Raw genomic sequence first — 18,663 nt, 5'->3', positions numbered from 1 at the left:
AAAAATCAGCATTTTCTTAATAATATCGTATTTTTGGTGAAAATATTCAGAACATGCTTCAGATTCAAGGTTTCGTATTCAACTTTGCAAGCGAAAACACCTATATTATTTTCAATGAAAACAAAAATGCCTGGCTGATTGATCCGGGAAATATGAATGAACAGGAGACCAAAGCGATTGGTGATTTCATTAGCAGCAATGGACTAAAGATTCAGAAAATCCTTCTTACTCATGCTCATATTGATCATGTTTTAGGGTTGCAGTGGGCCTTTGACACTTTTAAAGTTCCTGTGACGATGCATCAGGAAGACCGGGAAGTTTTGGATATGCTTCAGGCAAGCGGAATGAGATTCGGATTTCAGATCAATCCTGTAAAAGTGGATGTTGAATACATCAATGAAGGCGATGTCCTTGATCTGGATGGCTCAACGTTTAACATCTATCATGTTCCGGGGCATTCTCCGGGAAGTGTGGTGTATCACAACGAAAACCAGAAATTCATGATCTCCGGTGATGTCCTTTTTGAAGGAAGTATCGGCAGAACCGATTTATATAAAGGAAATTACGACCTGCTTATTGAAGGAATCAGAACAAAGCTTTTCATTTTAGATGATGATACACAGGTTTTCTCAGGGCATGGAAATCCTACAACGATCGGATTTGAAAAACAGTATAACCCTTTTTTGAAGTAGAGATTCGAGATTCGGGTTGGCCCCCCGGATAATAAATACAAAAAACAATACAACCGTTTCAGTTTGAAACGGCTGTATTTTAAATATAAGTAAAAAGTTTAGAAATCCAATGTAATGGAAGCTCTTGCGGCAGCGCCCATGATAGGTCTGGCCATAATGATCCCGTCTCCGGATGGAGATCCTGCTCTTGGGTCACCTTCTGTAATACCAATCGTGTTGAAGATATTGGTTCCGTCAACTGCAAAACGTATTTTCCCTAACTGATAAGACATTCCTGCTCCAAATTCCGTGAAGGAAGGCAGTGTCTGTTCATTTTTCTCATCTTGGAAGCGTTTTCCATAGTAATTCATGCTCACATACGTTCTCCATTCCTTTGTAATGTTGATAGCAGGTGAAATATTGAAGTAGAATTTAGGCATTCTCCTTACAGAATTTCCATCATAATCGAATGTAGACCCGTCAGAATTTCTTCCCGTAAAATCATTATACTTAGGATTTTGGAACGTTCCATTGAATGTCACTTCTAATACATTGTTGAATAATCTTGCATATCCTTCCAATTCTACCCCAAGATTGGTCGTATTGGCAAATTTATTTTCAGAAGTTCCGTCTGAATAGACATCTGTAAAGGAAAGATTTTTAAGTGTTGAATAGAATGGAATCACAGCCACATCAAATGTGCGGGAGTAATATTTGTATCCTAATTCCAATTGATCTGTGTATACAGGCTCAATTTTACTTAAATCATTCATATTATTATAATAGGCTTCTTCATTCGGAGACCTGAAACCATGAGAGAAACGGGCGTAAACGGCATTTTCCCTATTGATCTTATAATTAGTCGCCAATGTATAAGACACTTTACTGATATCATAGTACCAATAGGTAAATTTATTTCCTAAAACAGACATATTATCATCTGCCGTTGTCGTCCAGAAGCTATAGGTTCCATCTGTTGTCAAATCAGAATTATTCAGGTCTGATGTGATTGTGTTTACGCCATAACCTTTGTAGAAATCACGGCTATAACGGATTCCTCCATTAAAGCTTAATTGATCTGTGAAATTATAGTCCACATTTAAATACACATCATTCAAGCTTCCCTGAATCTGAGAATCTCTCAAAAGGAAAGACATATTGGTCACTCCGTTGTAGGTTTTAGAATACCCGGAATCACCCGGAGACAGAGAAGTATCTACTAAATTCAGCAACTGTGGCCTGTCTGTGGCTGTGGTAAGAATATTGCTCCAGTTCCAGTATTGATGAGATTTCCAATTGGATTTATAGAATCCGGCCGTAATGTTTCCTTTATCAAATTTATAATTGAACTGTAAATCATTCACAAAATTATTCATCTGCTTATCAATCGCCCAGAATCCCAATTTCTGAACATACTGAGGATTCATAACTGCCCCTGAATTCACTGATGAATATTGATAATTGTTTCCTGAAATCCCATTACCCGCTACAAAATCAGCAGCCAGCTGTGGTCCTCCTGCAGGGAAGATCCCCGTGTAGTTCATATCAATACTGGTATATTTTGCTTTATTTAAAACCGTAAAATTATCCCCTAAATCATATTTAAACTCAGCGCCTACAACATCTACTTTCGGATGGATCCCATCTTCCAGGCTTCTGCTGAAGAAACCTCCGCCTGCCTGTGGAATATTCAACTGGCTGATTGCTCTGTAGCTGTATGTTCCGTAATTCGGGTCAAATCCCGGGAATTCTTTCAAATCATTTCCGTTCTGAAGCAATGGAATCGGAAGGTAGAATGTATTTCTGTCGTTTAATTTTTTATAGTAGACTTTTGCATATCCTTTATCGAAAACATATTTCAGATTGGCTTTGATCTGCCCTCCATTATTGGCTTTAAATCCTGTTTTTCTGATCCCGTCATCCGTTCTGTAAAACCCTCCGATATTGAAAAACAATTTATCCTCAATTAAAGCACCTCCTAAGTTAACATCCGTACGCATTAATCCGTAAGTACTTGTCTCCAGCTTTGCGACTCCCCTAAAGGTATTCGTCCCTTCCTTAGAAATAAAGTTGATCAACCCTCCCGGAGAATTATTGGCATAAATAGACCCGGAACCTCCTCTCAATGCTTCCAATCGGCTTACCGTGTTATCTACACGGAAAAAATTATCTGCATTGGCAAACTGTAAAGCCCCGTCTTCAAAAACGGGCAATCCGTCTTCCTGCACCTGTACGAACTCATACGCTCCGGCAGAAGGAATACCTCTTGCAAAAAGGTTATTTCCCACTTCCCCTCCTGAAGTTTCTACGGCAAATCCCGGAACTCTCTGCAATAAAGCTGCTGCACTCACCGGATTCTGCTTCTGGATTTCTTTTGCACTGAATGTAGAAATTGCGGTACTGGATTCTATTTTCTTCTTAGGATTGGAGTTCCCTGTAATGACCACCTGATCGATAGAATTCGTTTTAACGGAATCCTGAGGGGTTTCCTGCGCATACGTATTATTGAAATAAAGCGTAGCTATTCCGGCAATTAAAAAGATTGATTTTTTTTTCATAGCCATATTGATTTTTATTTGTTTAGTTTTGTTTCAGTTGTAAATAGACGCCGTTCGTCCATCCGAATCCATCCTGGTTGGGATATTCTCCTCCACCGGCAATGGTTTCCGTATCCAGAGCATTATATTTTTCCATGAGCTTCCCTGTATTGTTGTATACCCTTTCTACATTGGAGCACCAGTTGTTTTTTATAACTTCAGCCAATTCATTAAAACCATAGTTTTTCATCGCTTTAAAACCCAGCCATTGATAAGGCGCCCAAGCATTCGGAAGATCCCATTGCTGACCACTTTGCTTAGTTGTGGTGACCAATCCTCCCTGGTATAAAAATTTTTCCGATATCGTTTCGGCTACTTTTTGAGCCTGTTCTTCACTGGCTAAGCCCAGAAATAAAGGATAAAGAGCAGCAATATGTTCAGACGTTGTGTTTTTGTGTTTTTTTATATGATAATCTCTGTATATTCCTGTCTTTTCATCCCAGAAATAATTATCAATCATCTGTCTTCGACCTGCTGCTCTTTCTGTATAATAATTGTGTTTTTTTGTCAAATCCTGAAGTTTTGAAGATTTGGCCAACGTGGTTTCCAAATGCCATAAAAGACAATTAAGATCCACCTGGGCCAGATTCAGGGTTTCTATGGTCTGTATGGTTTCTCCGTCTGCAAACCATCTGCTGGAAAAATCCCAGCCGGATTCACAGGCACTTCGTATGTTTCTGTAAAATTCTTCGGAGGTGTTTGGGTTATCTTCAATATCGATTAAATAACTTTCCGGACGGGGAGCATTTTCAGTATCATAATAACGGTTAAGAATATCCCCATCTCCTGTTTTCACTACCCTTTTAATACATGAATCATTATCCAGCCACTCTTCCCCATTCATCCAGAAAGCATATTCTTTCTCTAAAGTATCATGATATTTGAGATAGATATTTTCATCACCTAGTGTTTCAAATAACAACTCCAACATCAAAGAAAAATATGGTGGTTGTGAACGGCTTAGAAAATGAGTTCTGCTTGCATTGGGAACAAATCCCACATTTTGAATCAGATAAGAACAATTCTCGATAATATTTTCCATCATCTCTGTTCTACCCGAAACCTGTAACCCCAGCATGATAAAATAGCTGTCCCAGTAGAAAAATTCATTAAAACGTCCTCCCGGAACTATATAAGGCTTTGGAAGCTTTAATAAAGTGCCTTTTTCTTCATAAGCAGTACGGGTAAGCTCATCCCAAAGTTTTTCTATATGCTGTTCTATAGGTAATTGATCTTCTCTCTGAATGGAAATTCTAGCCCCTAAAAAATCAAAATTCTCCAATACAAAAGCTTTTAAATCAAAATCCTGCTTTTGTTTTTCTATTTCATATTTCTCATTGATTTCCGAAACAGGAAATAATGGAACTGCATCCGTCATCATTTTCTGATCTTCAAAAATCTGTGCTCTCTGAACATGATCAAAAAGAACTTTAATTTCATTGATATAAAGCTGCTTACTCATTGTTTAATTTTTAGGATTTATTTTAATTCTGTTCATAAAGATGGCCGAGATGAACAGTAATGAAAGGGGGATCAGGGAAAGGTAAAAAGCCTGTTGTCCACTGAATTCCTGAAACACAAAACCTGTAATCATAGACCCGACCGTGCCTCCGATTGCCGAAAAAACTACGATAAGTCCTGACATTGCACTGTGCAGGTATTTAGGAATGGAGGCCAAGATCACGGAGTTGATACTCGGATAAATGGGTGCAAGCAAACCGCCCATCAATGGAAATAAATACACCACGAGCGGAGCATGCAGCCAACTGGTATTTGTGTTGATATGAATGTTATGAGTTAAAGGCAGTACCAATACGATGCTTATAGCAAAACCTATTACGCAAAAAGATACTACGTAGATCCAACTTAATTTTCTGGAGAAAAAACCGGACAAAAATCTTCCCAAAGCAAAAGCACCAGCTAAAACCGCTCCGGCCTGAATACTCATGGAAGTTGGGACTCTTAAAATTTCCTTATAAAATGTGGGTGTCCAAGTCTGAAAACTCTGCTCTACCAAAACAAAAAGGAAAGCACAAAGCAAAAAGAACAATACTTTTTTATAGCTGAATAAACTTATGCTGTTTTTAATATCTCCCCATAAATCGGTTTTTTCACTTCTTGCTTCTTTTTCATCCAGTTTGGAAAAGAAAAGAAATAAAAATGATAATAATGAAAGCCCTCCCAACACCCAATATACATTCAGCCAATGGGTAGATTCCGGATTATGGTCATCTATAAATAAGCTGAAAAGGACATTTCCGGCCAAGACACCAATCATAAAAAAGCCTTCCAAGAACCCCATAAAACTGGAGTGTTCTTTATCTGTTTCGGTAACAAGCCCAATGGAAGTAAAAACGGAGATTTTTATTAATGCAAAGGAAATTCCCACAATGGCAAATAATAATTTAAAAAACCAGAAATCATTGGAGAAAGGCATTACAAAACACATACAGCTCACTAGAAACAGAGCGATAAGCATAGAGTTTTTAATTCCTATTTTGGGTAGAAAGGACGCCAAAAGGAATGAACAAATAGCAATGGGCAAATCTTTGAAACCTTCCAATACACTTGCTGAAGATTTTGAAATCCCAAAGTTCTGCTGTACCTGAAGGATGACCGTCCCCACAGAATTCAACAGAATGGCAAAAACAAAATAATTTAAGAATAAAACCGCCTTTATATTGAAATTTTTCATTAAAATAATTTCTTGTTGGCTAAGATAGAAGCATTTGCGTTAACATTAATTTAACACAATAAATCAATATTTGAACTATATTAATATAATTATTATTTTTAGCCATAAAATAACATTAATTGAATGAAAGTTACTTTTGAAAGGGTAATTCCTGATGAAAAGAGCTCTTTTCGCACCATTCACAACAACTCTCCTATTTCCGAATTCAAATGGGCATATCATTATCATCCGGAAATTGAGCTCGTGTGTGTGATTTCCGGGAGTGGAACGCGACACGTTGGCTATCATAAAAGCAATTATACAAATGGCGATTTAGTATTAATTGGTTCCAACATTCCGCATTCAGGATTTGGATTGAACTCTATTGATCCGCATGAAGAAATTGTTCTTCAGTTCAGAGAAGAGATTCTTCAGTTTCCACAGCAGGAGACAGAAGCCAGATCCATCAAAAATTTACTTGAGCTGTCCAAATATGGGATTCATTTTCATCACAAAGTCAAAAAATCACTGCTTCCTAAATTAAAGCTCATGCTGGAATCGGAAGGTTATAAAAGATATTTATTATTACTGGAAATACTTTTCGAGCTTTCGAAATGCAAGGATTTTGAACTGCTGAACAAAGAAATCATGCCTTATACTATTATTTCAAAGAATAAAACCCGGCTGGAGAATATTTTCACTTACGTTGAACATAATTATGATAAAGAAATCAGTATTGAAGAAGTAGCCAGGCTGGCCAATCTGACACTCCCCGCTTTCTGTAATTTTTTTAAAAAAGCGACTCAGATCACTTTTACGGAATTTGTGAACCGTTACAGAATCAATAAAGCCTGTTTGCTGATGGCGCAGGACAAAACCATTTCAGAAAGCAGTTATAGCTGTGGTTTTAATAATGTGACCTATTTCAACAGGATGTTTAAAAAGTATACGGAGAAAACGCCTTCGGAATTTATCAAAGACTATTCTCATAATAAGGTGAGTGTGTAGATTCTAGGCTAAGGTTAAGTGTGAGGATGAGATACTTCGACTTCGCTCAACATGACACGAATAGAAATAAGGTGATTGCTTAAAAAAGACTGCGTAATCAGCTTAATCCCTGAGAAAACAAATTGAATAATCTTCAAATAAAAAGCTGTTCATTACTGAACAGCTTCATATTATTTTAGAGGAGTTTAATTATTTCCATTTAATATTACAACCCATACTTGGTCTCTGGATTTCCTCCTGTGGTTCACCCAACAAAAGATTTTCAAAAGCAATAATTAAATCTTCTCCTGTTACTTCTTTATTATTCCCCGGCCTTGAATCATCCATTTGTCCTCTATAGATAAGGTCAAGTTTCTCATCAAAGAAATAGAAATCCGGAGTACAAGCGGCATCATATGCTTTTGCTACAGCCTGGCTTTCATCATATAAATATGGGAAATCAAATTTTCTTTCGATTTGGAATTCAATCATCTTTTCAGGAGAATCAGCAGGGTATTTTTCAACATCATTCGCATTGATGGCGATGAACTCTATCCCTTTTTCATGATAATCTTCATATAGCTCATTAAGCTTATCAATCACATGAAGAACAAACGGACAATGGTTGCACATAAAGATCACCAAAGTTCCTTTTTCTCCTTTCAGCTCTTCCAATGACTGAATTTCATTACTTTTTGATGGATTCGGAAGCTCAAAAAACGGAGCTTTTGTTCCTAATGCCAACATATTTGAGGGTGTATTCATAACCTTATACTTTGCTGACAAAGATAAAAATTTCTTTTATTAATAGCACATTCAGGATTTTATAAAGTTGCGTTAAATGTTAAAGTTAATTTATTATTTGGAAGTTATAGTTAAAAGTTCGTAGTTTTGCTAACACTGTTAGTAAAAATATCATGGGTTTACATGAGCGCCGTCAACGAGAAAAAGAATCTATTCGTGCAAATATTTTGCAGGCGGCTTTCGGTTTGGCCAAAACAGAAGGGTGGGCTTCGCTTTCTATGCGTAAAATAGCAGACGCTATTGAATACAGCGCTCCCGTAGTGTATGATTATTTTGAAAACAAAGAAGCTATTTTATTTGAAATTTCTTTGAATGGTTTTGATCTTTTGAATAAAGAGCTGATAAAAGCCAAAAAGAAATATGACACTCCCGAAGAACAGCTTACAGCTATTGTAGATGCTTACTGGAAGTTTGCTTTTAAAAACAAGGAATATTATCAGCTGATGTTTGGTCTTGGAATGCAGTGCAGCGGAAAAGGACAGATGAAAAAGGAGTTTTCTTCTTTTCAGGATATGATTTATTACTGTACGTATGATATCATTAAAAAGAATGGTTCAAATACAGATAATGCCTGTCATATGTCACACGCTTTGTTTTCTGCCGTACATGGTCTGATCTCTATTATGATGATGCGTAATACAGATATTCCTTCTACGATGAACAAGACGACTTTAGACGAAACTGTTTCGGCTTTTATTAAGTCTTTGTAAAATTTTTTTGAACTTAAAATTAACACCGTTAGGAAAAGTAACACTAAATATTCAATCTTTTTTGAATTGTAAAAACTAAAAACTTATCAATTAACACTGTTAGTAAATTTAACACACCTCATCTTTATATAGCTAAACCAACATTAAAAAAGAAACGATAATTATGAAAATGACCATCTAACCAATCATTAAAAATTCAACAATTTTTTTTGAACTAATCATTAACACTGTTAGTAAAATTAACAGGATTTACATGAAAACAACATTACTTAATTCAAACATTTCATTAAAAAAATTAAACTCAAAATGAAAATAACTGGAAAAACAAGGATCATCATACTCATTGCAGGTATTATCCTTTTACAAAGTTGCAGCAAGGCGGCAGAAGGTTCAAACCAGGCCCCTCCTGCTCCGGAATTGCCGGTTTATACCGTGATTACTTCTCCAGCGACTACATATCAGGAATTTCCTACTGCATTAGAAGGGAAAAACAATGTAGAGATCAGATCACAGGTAGATGGTTACCTGGATAGAATATATGTGGAAGAAGGAGCTTATGTAAGAGCCGGACAGCCGCTATTTAAAATAGATTCAAGAGCTTACGGAGAACAGATGAATATGGCTCAGGCGAATTTACAGGCGGCTAATGCCAATATTCAGAAAGCGAAAGTGGAAGTAGACCGCCTTCAACCCCTTGTCGCGGCTAAAGTAGTTTCTGACGTACAATTGAAAACCGCAAAAGCCAACTATGCAGCCGCTGTAGCAGCCGCTTCACAGGCAAAAGCATCAGTCGGAAGCGCAAAGATCAATGTAGGATTCACCACCATTACAGCTCCTGTAAGCGGTTATATCGGAAGAATTCCATATAAAAAAGGAAGTCTGATCTCCAGAACAGATCCTAATCCACTGACTTTATTATCCGACATCAGTGAAATTTATGCCTATTTCTCTTTAAGTGAGCTTGACTTTATTGCTTTCCAAAATAAATATCCGGGTGCTACCTTGGATGAAAAGCTGAAAAATATGCCTATGGTGGAACTGGTAATCGCAGATAACAGCATCTATCCTGAAAAAGGTAAAATGAGCATTGTAGACGGACAGTTTGATAAAACTACAGGAGCGATCAGTGTACGTGCAGAATTTCCTAATGCCAAAGGAATGCTGAGAACAGGAAATACAGGAAGAGTTCGTTTGCCGCAATTGTTTTCCAACGTCGTGGTCATTCCACAGGAATCTACTTTTGAAATTCAGGACAAAACCTATGTATATGTCGTTGGAAAAGATCAGAAAGTAACCAGCAAACCTATCAAAATCTCTGGAAAAACGGATAGCTATTACTTCATTTCAGAAGGTCTGGCTCCGGGAGAAAAGATTGTATACACGGGAATCGGGAATTTAAAGGATGGTGCTTCGATCAAGCCGAAAGCGATCTCTTCGGACAGCCTGTTCAAAGCTAAACCTTTGTAAACATCTTTTCAATTACAGAAGACTTAAAAAAATAAACTTCTTATGTTAAAACAATTTATAGAAAGACCGGTACTTTCAACGGTCATATCCATTATACTCTTACTTTTGGGAGCACTATCGGTTTTCAACCTTCCGATTACCCTGTTTCCGGATATTGCGCCACCAAGTGTTCAGGTGACGGCATTCTATCCGGGAGCTAATGCGGAAGTGGTAGCCCGTTCCGTAGCAACCCCTATTGAAGAGGCCGTAAATGGTGTGGAGAACATGACCTACATGACCTCCAACTCCAGTAACGACGGCACCATGACTCTGAGCGTGTATTTCAAGCAAGGCTCAGATGCAGATAATGCAGCGGTAAACGTTCAGAACCGTGTATCCAAAGCGATGAGCCAGCTTCCTCAGGAAGTTGTTCAGGCGGGAATCTCTACCCAAAAGGTTCAGAACAGTTTCATTATGTTCATGGGATTATACAGTGAAGATCCAAAGCAATATGACGAGCTTTTCCTGCAGAATTACATGAAAATCAACATCATTCCACAGCTTCAGCGTATTCCAGGTGTTGCACAGGCACAGGTTTTCGGAACAAGGGATTATTCCATGCGTATCTGGTTGAAGCCGGATAGATTGGCAGCCAACAATCTTTCTCCACAGGAAGTAATGAATGCCATTAAAGACCATAACCTTGAAGCTGCTCCGGGACGTTTGGGACAGGGAAGTAAGGAAACTTACGAATATATCCTTAAATATAAAGGGAAGCTAAACAAAAACGAAGACTATGAAAATATTGCCATCAAAGCCAATAATGATGGTTCATTCTTAAGGCTGAAAGATGTGGCAAGAGTGGAATTCGGTTCATATACGTATACCGCAGCCAACAGAGTTGACGGGAAACCCGTATCCGGTTTTGCGATATTGCAAACTGCAGACTCCAACGCCAATGAAATTTTGACTGAAATTGAAAAGCAGGTGGATGAGTTTTCAAAAACTCTTCCAAAAGGAGTGAAGCCTATCATCATGTACAATTCCAAAGACTTCCTTGATGCTTCCATTCATCAGGTAGTGGAAACTTTGGTCATTGCATTCATTCTGGTATTCATTGTAGTGTACATTTTCCTTCAGGATTTCAGATCTACGTTGATTCCTGCTATTGCAGTACCTGTAGCCATTATCGGTACATTCTTCTTCCTTCAGCTGTTTGGTTTCAGCATCAATATGCTTACGTTGTTTGCCCTAGTTCTCGCCATTGGTATTGTGGTAGATGACGCCATTGTAGTTGTGGAAGCCGTCCATTCCAAAATGGAACATACAGGAATGTCTGTTGATCAGGCTACTACAAACTCCATGAGTGAAATTTCAGGAGCCATTATTTCCATTACATTAGTGATGTGCGCGGTATTTGTACCGGTTGGTTTCATGCAAGGTCCTGCCGGAGTATTCTACAGACAATTTGCGTTCACATTGGTGATTGCCATTTTGATCTCTGCAATTAATGCATTGACGCTAAGTCCGGCTTTATGTGCGCTATTCCTGAATGATCCGCAAGGGGAACATGGAGAACATGGTCAGAAAAAAGGTTTTGGAGGCAGATTTTTCAATGCATTCAATGCAAGCTTTAATAAGATGACCCAAAAATATATTTACAGCCTTAAATTTTTAATTAAAAATAAATGGGTTGCAATAGGAGGTCTTGCCATCATTACGGCAGCAAGTATTTTCTTGATTAAGAAAGCACCATCAGGATTCATTCCTACGGAAGATCAGGGATTCGTTTTATATGCAGTAAACACCCCTCCTGGAAGTTCATTGGAAAGAACGCACAGAGCAACAGAACAAATTGATAAAATTGTGAATGGTGAAAGTGCTACCAACCACCTTTGGGTTGCGGACGGTTTGAATTTCATCAGCAATGCGAATGCTTCTCCCTACTCTGCCGGTTTCATCAAACTGAAAGATTATGATGAACGTGGCGAAATGAAAGATCCGGATCAGATTGCTGCCGCATTAACGGGAAAAGTAAGCCAGGTAAAAGATGCGAACGCTTTCTTCTTCAACTTTCCTACCGTACAGGGATTTGGTAACGTGTCAGGTTTTGAATTCATGCTTCAGGATAAAACCAACGGCTCTTTTGAGCAATTGGGAACCACCACTCAGGCATTCATCGGAGAGTTGATGAAACGTCCGGAAATTGCCTTCGCCTTCACTACATATGCAGCAGGAAACCCTCAATACACCATTGAAGTAGATTCAGATAAGGCGAATCAACTGGGAGTGTCTGTTACAGATTTAATGCAAACCATGCAGATCTATTACGGAAGTAGCTTTGTTTCTGACTTCAACAGATTTGGTAAATATTACAGAGTAATGGCTCAGGCGGATATTCCTTATCGTACGGACGTGAACTCTCTGGAAGGGATTTTTGTGAAAAACAATTTAGGCGAAATGGTTCCGGTAAAGACTTTAGTTACTTTAAAAAGAACATTCGGTCCTGAAACTGTAACTAGGAACAACCTTTTCAATGCAGTAACTATCAACGGAACGCCAAAACCGGGTTATAGTACCGGTGATGCCATTAAGGCGGTGGAAGAAGTAGCCAAACAATCTCTTCCAAGAGGATATGGATATGAATGGACAGGTATTACCCGTGAAGAGATTAAAACCGGAGGCCAGACTGCTTTCATTTTCCTTTTAAGTATCCTGTTTGTATACTTCTTATTGGCAGCACAGTATGAAAGTTATATCCTTCCGTTCGCGATTATCTTAACGGTTCCTACCGGAATATTCGGAGTGTTTGCCTTCACAGGTTTAGCAGGAATCGATAATAATATTTATGTACAGGTAGGATTAATCATGCTTGTCGGATTACTGGCGAAAAACGCGATTTTGATTGTCGAATTTGCCGTTCAGCGAAGAAAAGCAGGAAAATCTTTGATAGAATCTGCTCTTCAGGCTTCAAGATTACGTTTAAGACCTATTTTGATGACCTCGTTCGCTTTCATCATCGGTATGCTTCCGTTGGTTTGGACGCAGGGAGCTTCTGCAAAAGGTAACCATTCTATCGGTTGGAGTACCGTTGGCGGAATGCTGACCGGAGTAGTATTTGGAATTTTCATCATTCCTGTATTGTATGTGATTTTCCAGTATCTGCATGAAAAAATGCCGAGCAGAAAAAAGAGAAGACTTCAAAAGCAAGAACATGAACAAGCCCTAACAACTGTTCATTAAAAAGAAAAACTATGAAAAGAATAAAGAATATTTTTCTAACACTCATATTGGCTGTAGCCTCGGTTTCGTGTGTGTCTAAATTAGCGTACACGGAGCCGGAGGTCCAGCTCCCTGAAAAATTCCAGTACACTGCTACTGCAGACACGGCAAGTGTGGCCAATCTGGAATGGAAAGAATTTTTCAATGATCCTATTTTAAGAGACCTTATTGAAAAAGGAATTAAAAATAACTATGATTTACAAATTGCCTTAAAACAGGTTGCTTCTTCACAGGAAAAACTAAAACAGGCAAAGTATCTTCAGTACCCTGATGTTGGTTTTGGAGTGAATGCACAAATTTCAAGACCTTCTAAAAACAGTATGAACGGGCAAAGCCTTAATCTATTCTTAGGCCAAAGCCACGTTGAAGATTACAATGCAGCATTCAATCTTTCCTGGGAAGCGGATATTTGGGGAAAAATCAAAAATCAGCAGGAAGTTTCAAGAATGCAGTATCTGCAAACGTATGAAGCTACCAAAGCCATACAAACTCAGGTTGTAGCGGCTATTGCACAAGGATATTATAATTTGTTGATGCTTGATAAGCAATTAAGCATTGCCAAAGCTAACCTAGAATTAAGCAATAATACGTTGTCCATCACTCAAAAAATGTGGGAAAGTGGAGACACTACTTCTTTGGGAGTTCAACAGGCTACTGCTCAAAAGCAGTCTACAGAACTTCTAATCTCACAGTTGGAACAGAATATTGCCATTCAGGAAAATGCGTTGAGTATTTTGGTAGGTGAAAATCCGAATAAGGTGAACAGAACCATTGAAATGTCTGATACTTCCCTGCCTCAGAACATTTCAGCAGGTCTTCCAGCAGCTATGGTAAGCCGTCGTCCTGATGTACGCCAACAGGAATTGGTCTTACTGGAATCCAATGCGATGGTGGGAATTGCTCAGGCCAACATGTATCCGTCTTTGAAAATTACGGCAACAGGTGGTGTAAACTCTTTCAAATTTGATAACTGGTTCCAGATTCCGGCTTCATTATTCGGATCGGTTCTAGGTGGAATTACCCAGCCTATTTTCCAGAAAAGACAGTTGAAAACTGACTTGGAGGTAGCTAAAATTCAAAGAGAGAAAAACGTACTGGCTTTCCGCCAATCCGTTTTAAATGCGGTAGGAGAAGTTTCCGATGCTTTGGTTTCCAATGAAAGTTTAAAAGTTCAGGAACAGAAAGCGGCAGAACAGGTACAGACTTTAAAAGAAGGAATTAAAAGTGCACAACTTCTTTACAAAGGAGGCATGGCAAACTACCTTGAAGTAATCACCGCACAGGCAAATTCTCTTCAGGCAGAACTTAATCTTGCCTCCGTAAAAAGACAACGACTCAGCAGTATCGTTGATCTTTACAGAGCGCTTGGCGGCGGTTGGAAGTAGGCGGAATAATTCTAATGTTTAAATTAATCTAGTATGAAAAAGTCAATATATGCACTTGCTCTTGGGGCTTTCGGAATTATAAATACAGAATTTGGGGTTATCGGAATTTTACCAACAATTGCTAAAGTTTTCAATATTTCTGTAGATACTGCAGGGTGGTTGTTAGGCGGGTTTGCACTTACCGTGGCCTTCTCTTCACCTTTTATTACAGCAATTACAACTAAAATCAATCGTAAATTATTGTTGTGTCTGGTTTTAGGAATGTTCATTGTTTCCAATTTGCTGTCTGCATTTTCCCCAAATTTCACAGTATTGATGGTGGCAAGGATTATTCCTGCTATTTTCCACCCACTATTTTGGAATATTTCTTTGGCCATTGCATTTAAAGAGAATGGTTCAAAAGGTGTTTCTACCGTGATGGCCGGTTTAAGTATTGCAACCGTTTTAGGGGTTCCGCTTACCACTTACGCAGCAGAATTTTTCAATAATTGGCAGGCTTCGTTTTTTCTTTCAAGTGTGATTAGTCTGATTGCTTTTTTAAGTCTGTTATTTTTCGTCCCGTCTATTCCCGGAAATTCAGAAAAAGCAGCAAAATCCCAGTTTCACGTTTTGAAAGATGCACAACTTTGGCTCAATCTGATTTCTACCGTTCTCACTCTGGCGGCCATGTTTTCCAGCTATAGCTATTTGGCAGCTTATTTAGAAAAGATCACTAAAATGGACGGTACACAAATTAGTATCATGCTGCTTTTATTCGGAATTGCAGGGATTTTCGGAAATTGGATTGCAGGCATTGCCCTGGGTAAAAAGCTCATACAAACTTCAAGACTATTTTATGTTCTTCTTATTTCTGTGCAACTGTTGGCTTATTATTTTGGAGGCTTTTTCATCCCAATGGTGATTATTCTTTCCTTTTGGGGGCTTATTCACACCGGTGGTTTTTTAGTTCCTAATCTACGAACTACCCAATCTGTTCCTAAAGATACTTTGGAATTTGTAAACAGTTTGCTCACTTCTTGTTACAATATCGGGATTTCTCTTGGTGCTTTCCTGGGGGGATTCGTTATTGCACAGTATGGAATTCATTTTGTGGTTTGGATGAGTATTGGTTTATTGGCGATCACTTTAGGCATAAGTTTTATAACTTTTCCTAAAAAAGAACAAATCAATTCAGAAGTGAATAAAAGAAATATTGAAGAAACTGAAGTTGCCTGTACATAAACGGCGGTTCGAAGTAGTAAATTAAAATTATATTGTTGAATGTGGTCTTTCGGGACCGCATTTTTGTTTAAATTAAACTTGCAGCTTTGTCATTCTGAATGTAACGCAGTGAAATGAAGAATCTATTCTATTTATGAGATTCTTCCTTCGTCAGAATGACAGTAAGAATCTTAATGGTTAAAAGTATTAAACGCAAAGTTTATCTAAGAAGGAGATTATTTAAGAAGACAAAGGTAAGCGACAAAGTCGTAGATGAAGCAAGCTTTTTAGAATCAATTTCATTGATTCAATTCTTTGCTCCTTAGATATGCAGGATAAAAAAATAAATCTTTGCGTTAAAAATAGTCTATTTTGAAACCTTCTGATTTATCCATTCGATTAAATCCTCAAAATCCTGTTGAGAATAGCCTAGTTGCAAATAGTGAATATCATCTGCTTTCCTGTACCATGTCAATTGGCGTTTTGCATACCTTCGACTGTTTTTTTTAATTTCAGAAACCGCAAAATCCAGTTCCCATTCCCCATCAAAATATTTAAATAATTCTGAATAGCCAACCGTATTCAAAGCAGTTAATTCTTTAAATTTTTCCAAACCTTTTGCTTCTTCCAGCAAACCTTTCTCCATCATGATATCTACTCTCCTGTTGATTCTGTCATACAGCTCTTCTCTTGGAGCCTCAATTCCGATCCTGATCACATTAAAATCCCTGGAATCCTGTGAAACAGCAATTTGTTCGGAATATTTAGTATCCGTTTGCCAGATCACATCAATCGCCCTTAAAAGCCTTCTGTGATTGTGAATATCTACTACAGCATAATACTCCGGATCAAGTGCTTTTAATATCTCCTGAAGTTTTTCAATGCCGTCGGAATCCAATATATCCTGTAATTTTTCCTGATTTTCAGCATTGGCTTCAGGCAGATCATTTAATCCTTCAAGGATGGCTTTTTCATACATCATGCTTCCCCCGACAAGGATCACGGTATCATGTTTTTCAAATAACTCATTAAGTTTTTTCAGGGCGTCTTCCTCGTATTGCCCTATAGAATAATAATCCTGCACGGAAAGGTTTCCGATAAAATGATGGGGAACTTCTGCCAATTCTTCTTCAGAAGGAGCTGCAGTCCCGATTCTCATTTCTTTAAAAAACTGACGGGAATCACAGGAAATAATTTCCGTATTGAAATGTTTTGCCAGATCAATTGCGAGTCTCGTTTTGCCAATTCCGGTGGGACCTACTACAGAAATCAAATTTTTCATAGGGAATCGTACATCTTATCAATGTTTATATTTTCAAAATCATTGCGATTTTACAGTGCTAATTTAAATGTTTATCTTTGTACGACAATAAAAAACTATGATTTTATCAATGACCGGCTTCGGCAGAGCTGAAGATGTTTTCGAAGGTAAAAAAATCTGCATAGATATTAAATCACTGAACAGCAAAAGCTTTGATTTGAATATCAAAATGCCTTTACGTTATAAGGAGAAAGAATTTGAAATCAGAAAAATTCTTAATGACAGAATTATCCGTGGAAAAGTAGATTGCTATATTAATCTGGAGAATCTTGAAGAAACCAACGATGTGAAGATCAATAAAAATCTTATTGATTCTTATATGAATGAGCTCCGCAGCATCGCCTCAGACGGCCCCGATTTCGAATACCTTAAAATGGCGGTGAGGCTTCCTGATGCTGTGACTTCCAGGCCTGACGAGCTTTGTGAAGGTGAATGGGAAAAGCTGGCCAGTATCGTCAACAATGCCTTAGACAGATTTGAAGAATTCAGAAAGACAGAAGGTAAAATTCTCCATGAAGAACTGGAAAGAAACATTCAGAATATTGACAAATATTTATCGGAAGTCATTCCGTTTGAAGAAGTGAGAATTCAAAGTGTGAAAGAACGTTATCAAAAAGCCTTGAAAGAGTTTGAAAACGTAGACGAAACCCGTTTCTACCAGGAAATGGCTTATTTCACAGAAAAACTGGACATCTCCGAAGAAAAAGTAAGACTTTCCCAACACTTGAAATATTATAAGGATGTCATGGATAATGAAGATTTCAATGGGAAGAAATTAGGATTCATTTCTCAGGAAATCGGAAGAGAGATCAATACATTAGGCTCAAAAGCCAATCATGCTGAAATCCAGAAATTGGTAGTCATGATGAAAGACGATCTGGAAAAAATTAAAGAACAAACGTTAAACGTTTTGTAAGTTATAAGTTATTAATCATGAGTTATAAGTTGCTAATTGCAAAAAAAACTCATCATTCATAACTCATCATTCATAACTCATAAAAATGAATAAAGTTATCATATTTTCGGCTCCGTCAGGAAGCGGAAAAACAACATTGGTAAAACATTCCCTGGAAACTTTTCCGGAGCTTGAATTTTCTATCTCATGCACTACAAGACAACCAAGAGGCAGTGAACTTCATGCGGTGGACTATCATTTTTTAACCCCGGATGAATTCAGGCAGAAAATTGCCGAAGATGCTTTTGTAGAATATGAAGAAGTGTATACCGACAAATATTACGGAACTTTAAAATCTGAAGTAGAAAAGATCTGGGCTAAGGGAAAAGTAGTTATTTTTGACGTAGATGTGAAAGGCGGAATTTCCTTAAAAAAATACTTCGGGGAAAAAGCGCTGTCTATTTTTATTGAACCGCCTTCCATTGAAGAATTGGAACGAAGATTGATCACAAGAAATACGGATGATGCAGAAACTATCAAAACCCGTGTGGCAAAGGCCGAAGAAGAAATGACCTATGCTCAGGAGTTTGATAAGATCGTAGTGAATACGGATCTGGATGATGCTAAAAAAGAAATAGAAAGTTTAATACAAAATTTTATCAGTAGCCATTAAAAAATGTCTACTTTTAAA

Annotated in this window: 14 protein-coding genes; 9 read left to right on the top strand and 5 right to left on the bottom strand. The window is 37.9% G+C overall.

Features of this window, described 5'->3' with window-relative positions; genetic code table 11:
• Positions 1 to 53 precede the first annotated feature (53 nt).
• A complete protein-coding gene (locus ACGHIN_RS03815; RefSeq protein WP_390450953.1) occupies positions 54 to 692 on the top strand; it encodes an MBL fold metallo-hydrolase in 639 nt (212 codons plus the stop codon).
• Positions 693 to 790: 98 nt separating this feature from the next.
• On the opposite strand, the gene ACGHIN_RS03810 is transcribed toward ACGHIN_RS03815, so the two are convergent.
• The 3 genes from ACGHIN_RS03810 to ACGHIN_RS03800 are packed head-to-tail and all read right to left on the bottom strand — an operon-like array spanning position 791 to position 5,963.
• Complete coding sequence (locus ACGHIN_RS03810; RefSeq protein ID WP_390450951.1) at positions 791 to 3,229, bottom strand: TonB-dependent receptor; 2,439 nt, start codon at positions 3,227 to 3,229, stop codon at positions 791 to 793.
• A 22-nt stretch (positions 3,230 to 3,251) separates the two neighbouring features.
• Positions 3,252 to 4,730: a trehalase family glycosidase gene (locus ACGHIN_RS03805; protein ID WP_390450949.1), complete on the bottom strand. Its 1,479-nt coding sequence runs from the start codon at positions 4,728 to 4,730 to the stop codon at positions 3,252 to 3,254.
• 3 nt (positions 4,731 to 4,733) lie between these two features.
• Complete coding sequence (locus tag ACGHIN_RS03800) at positions 4,734 to 5,963, bottom strand: MFS transporter (protein ID WP_390450947.1); 1,230 nt, start codon at positions 5,961 to 5,963, stop codon at positions 4,734 to 4,736.
• Between the two features lie 123 nt (positions 5,964 to 6,086).
• Here ACGHIN_RS03800 and ACGHIN_RS03795 point away from each other — a divergent pair, with 123 nt between their 5' ends.
• Positions 6,087 to 6,950, top strand: a complete 864-nt coding sequence (locus tag ACGHIN_RS03795) for an AraC family transcriptional regulator (RefSeq protein ID WP_390450945.1) — start codon at positions 6,087 to 6,089, stop codon at positions 6,948 to 6,950.
• Positions 6,951 to 7,139: 189 nt separating this feature from the next.
• Here ACGHIN_RS03795 and ACGHIN_RS03790 read toward each other — a convergent pair whose 3' ends face one another.
• Positions 7,140 to 7,694 carry a thioredoxin family protein gene (locus tag ACGHIN_RS03790; protein ID WP_245144249.1) on the bottom strand — a complete coding sequence of 185 codons (555 nt, stop codon included), beginning with the start codon at positions 7,692 to 7,694 and terminating at the stop codon, positions 7,140 to 7,142.
• A 152-nt stretch (positions 7,695 to 7,846) separates the two neighbouring features.
• On the opposite strand from ACGHIN_RS03790, the gene ACGHIN_RS03785 reads away from it, so the two are divergent.
• The 5 genes from ACGHIN_RS03785 to ACGHIN_RS03765 all read left to right on the top strand — a co-directional run bounded on the left by ACGHIN_RS03785 (position 7,847) and on the right by ACGHIN_RS03765 (position 15,777).
• Positions 7,847 to 8,443, top strand: a complete 597-nt coding sequence (locus tag ACGHIN_RS03785) for a TetR/AcrR family transcriptional regulator (RefSeq protein WP_123262387.1) — start codon at positions 7,847 to 7,849, stop codon at positions 8,441 to 8,443.
• A 306-nt stretch (positions 8,444 to 8,749) separates the two neighbouring features.
• The gene (locus ACGHIN_RS03780) at positions 8,750 to 9,910 is read left to right on the top strand and encodes an efflux RND transporter periplasmic adaptor subunit (protein WP_390450943.1); all 1,161 of its coding nucleotides are present in this window, start codon (positions 8,750 to 8,752) and stop codon (positions 9,908 to 9,910) included.
• 42 nt (positions 9,911 to 9,952) lie between these two features.
• Positions 9,953 to 13,132, top strand: coding sequence for an efflux RND transporter permease subunit (locus ACGHIN_RS03775; protein WP_390450941.1), 3,180 nt, complete (start codon positions 9,953 to 9,955; stop codon positions 13,130 to 13,132).
• A gap of 11 nt (positions 13,133 to 13,143) precedes the next feature.
• Positions 13,144 to 14,556, top strand: a complete 1,413-nt coding sequence (locus ACGHIN_RS03770; protein ID WP_390450939.1) for an efflux transporter outer membrane subunit — start codon at positions 13,144 to 13,146, stop codon at positions 14,554 to 14,556.
• A gap of 33 nt (positions 14,557 to 14,589) precedes the next feature.
• A complete protein-coding gene (locus ACGHIN_RS03765; protein ID WP_390450937.1) occupies positions 14,590 to 15,777 on the top strand; it encodes an MFS transporter in 1,188 nt (395 codons plus the stop codon).
• A 346-nt stretch (positions 15,778 to 16,123) separates the two neighbouring features.
• Here the strand turns inward: ACGHIN_RS03765 and miaA are convergent, their stop codons facing one another.
• Positions 16,124 to 17,038, bottom strand: a complete 915-nt coding sequence (miaA, locus tag ACGHIN_RS03760; RefSeq protein WP_390450935.1) for a tRNA (adenosine(37)-N6)-dimethylallyltransferase MiaA — start codon at positions 17,036 to 17,038, stop codon at positions 16,124 to 16,126.
• 109 nt (positions 17,039 to 17,147) lie between these two features.
• On the opposite strand from miaA, the gene ACGHIN_RS03755 reads away from it, so the two are divergent.
• The gene (locus ACGHIN_RS03755; RefSeq protein ID WP_390450933.1) at positions 17,148 to 17,993 is read left to right on the top strand and encodes a YicC family protein; all 846 of its coding nucleotides are present in this window, start codon (positions 17,148 to 17,150) and stop codon (positions 17,991 to 17,993) included.
• Between the two features lie 85 nt (positions 17,994 to 18,078).
• Entirely contained in the window at positions 18,079 to 18,645 is a 567-nt protein-coding gene (gene gmk, locus ACGHIN_RS03750; protein ID WP_390450931.1) for a guanylate kinase, read from the top strand.
• The last annotated feature ends 18 nt before the right edge of the window (positions 18,646 to 18,663 follow it).

The sequence above is a fragment of the Chryseobacterium barbadense genome (genome assembly GCF_042849955.1).
GTDB lineage: Bacteria > Bacteroidota > Bacteroidia > Flavobacteriales > Weeksellaceae > Chryseobacterium.
The sequence above is the reverse complement of the archived record's forward strand: the minus strand, read 5'-3'. Positions and strand labels throughout refer to the sequence as shown.

Excerpts from the sequence above, each read along its gene's own strand:
- ACGHIN_RS03785 (WP_123262387.1), top strand. The coding sequence starts at position 7,847 with ATGGGTTTACATGAGCGCCGTCAACGAGAAAAAGAATCTATTCGTGCA.
- ACGHIN_RS03755 (WP_390450933.1), top strand. The coding sequence starts at position 17,148 with ATGACCGGCTTCGGCAGAGCTGAAGATGTTTTCGAAGGTAAAAAAATC.
- gmk (WP_390450931.1), top strand. The coding sequence starts at position 18,079 with ATGAATAAAGTTATCATATTTTCGGCTCCGTCAGGAAGCGGAAAAACA.
- ACGHIN_RS03805 (WP_390450949.1), bottom strand. The coding sequence starts at position 4,730 with ATGAGTAAGCAGCTTTATATCAATGAAATTAAAGTTCTTTTTGATCAT.
- ACGHIN_RS03795 (WP_390450945.1), top strand. The coding sequence starts at position 6,087 with ATGAAAGTTACTTTTGAAAGGGTAATTCCTGATGAAAAGAGCTCTTTT.
- ACGHIN_RS03780 (WP_390450943.1), top strand. The coding sequence starts at position 8,750 with ATGAAAATAACTGGAAAAACAAGGATCATCATACTCATTGCAGGTATT.
- miaA (WP_390450935.1), bottom strand. The coding sequence starts at position 17,038 with ATGAAAAATTTGATTTCTGTAGTAGGTCCCACCGGAATTGGCAAAACG.
- ACGHIN_RS03765 (WP_390450937.1), top strand. The coding sequence starts at position 14,590 with ATGAAAAAGTCAATATATGCACTTGCTCTTGGGGCTTTCGGAATTATA.
- ACGHIN_RS03800 (WP_390450947.1), bottom strand. The coding sequence starts at position 5,963 with ATGAAAAATTTCAATATAAAGGCGGTTTTATTCTTAAATTATTTTGTT.
- ACGHIN_RS03790 (WP_245144249.1), bottom strand. The coding sequence starts at position 7,694 with ATGAATACACCCTCAAATATGTTGGCATTAGGAACAAAAGCTCCGTTT.
- ACGHIN_RS03815 (WP_390450953.1), top strand. The coding sequence starts at position 54 with ATGCTTCAGATTCAAGGTTTCGTATTCAACTTTGCAAGCGAAAACACC.
- ACGHIN_RS03770 (WP_390450939.1), top strand. The coding sequence starts at position 13,144 with ATGAAAAGAATAAAGAATATTTTTCTAACACTCATATTGGCTGTAGCC.
- ACGHIN_RS03810 (WP_390450951.1), bottom strand. The coding sequence starts at position 3,229 with ATGAAAAAAAAATCAATCTTTTTAATTGCCGGAATAGCTACGCTTTAT.
- ACGHIN_RS03775 (WP_390450941.1), top strand. The coding sequence starts at position 9,953 with ATGTTAAAACAATTTATAGAAAGACCGGTACTTTCAACGGTCATATCC.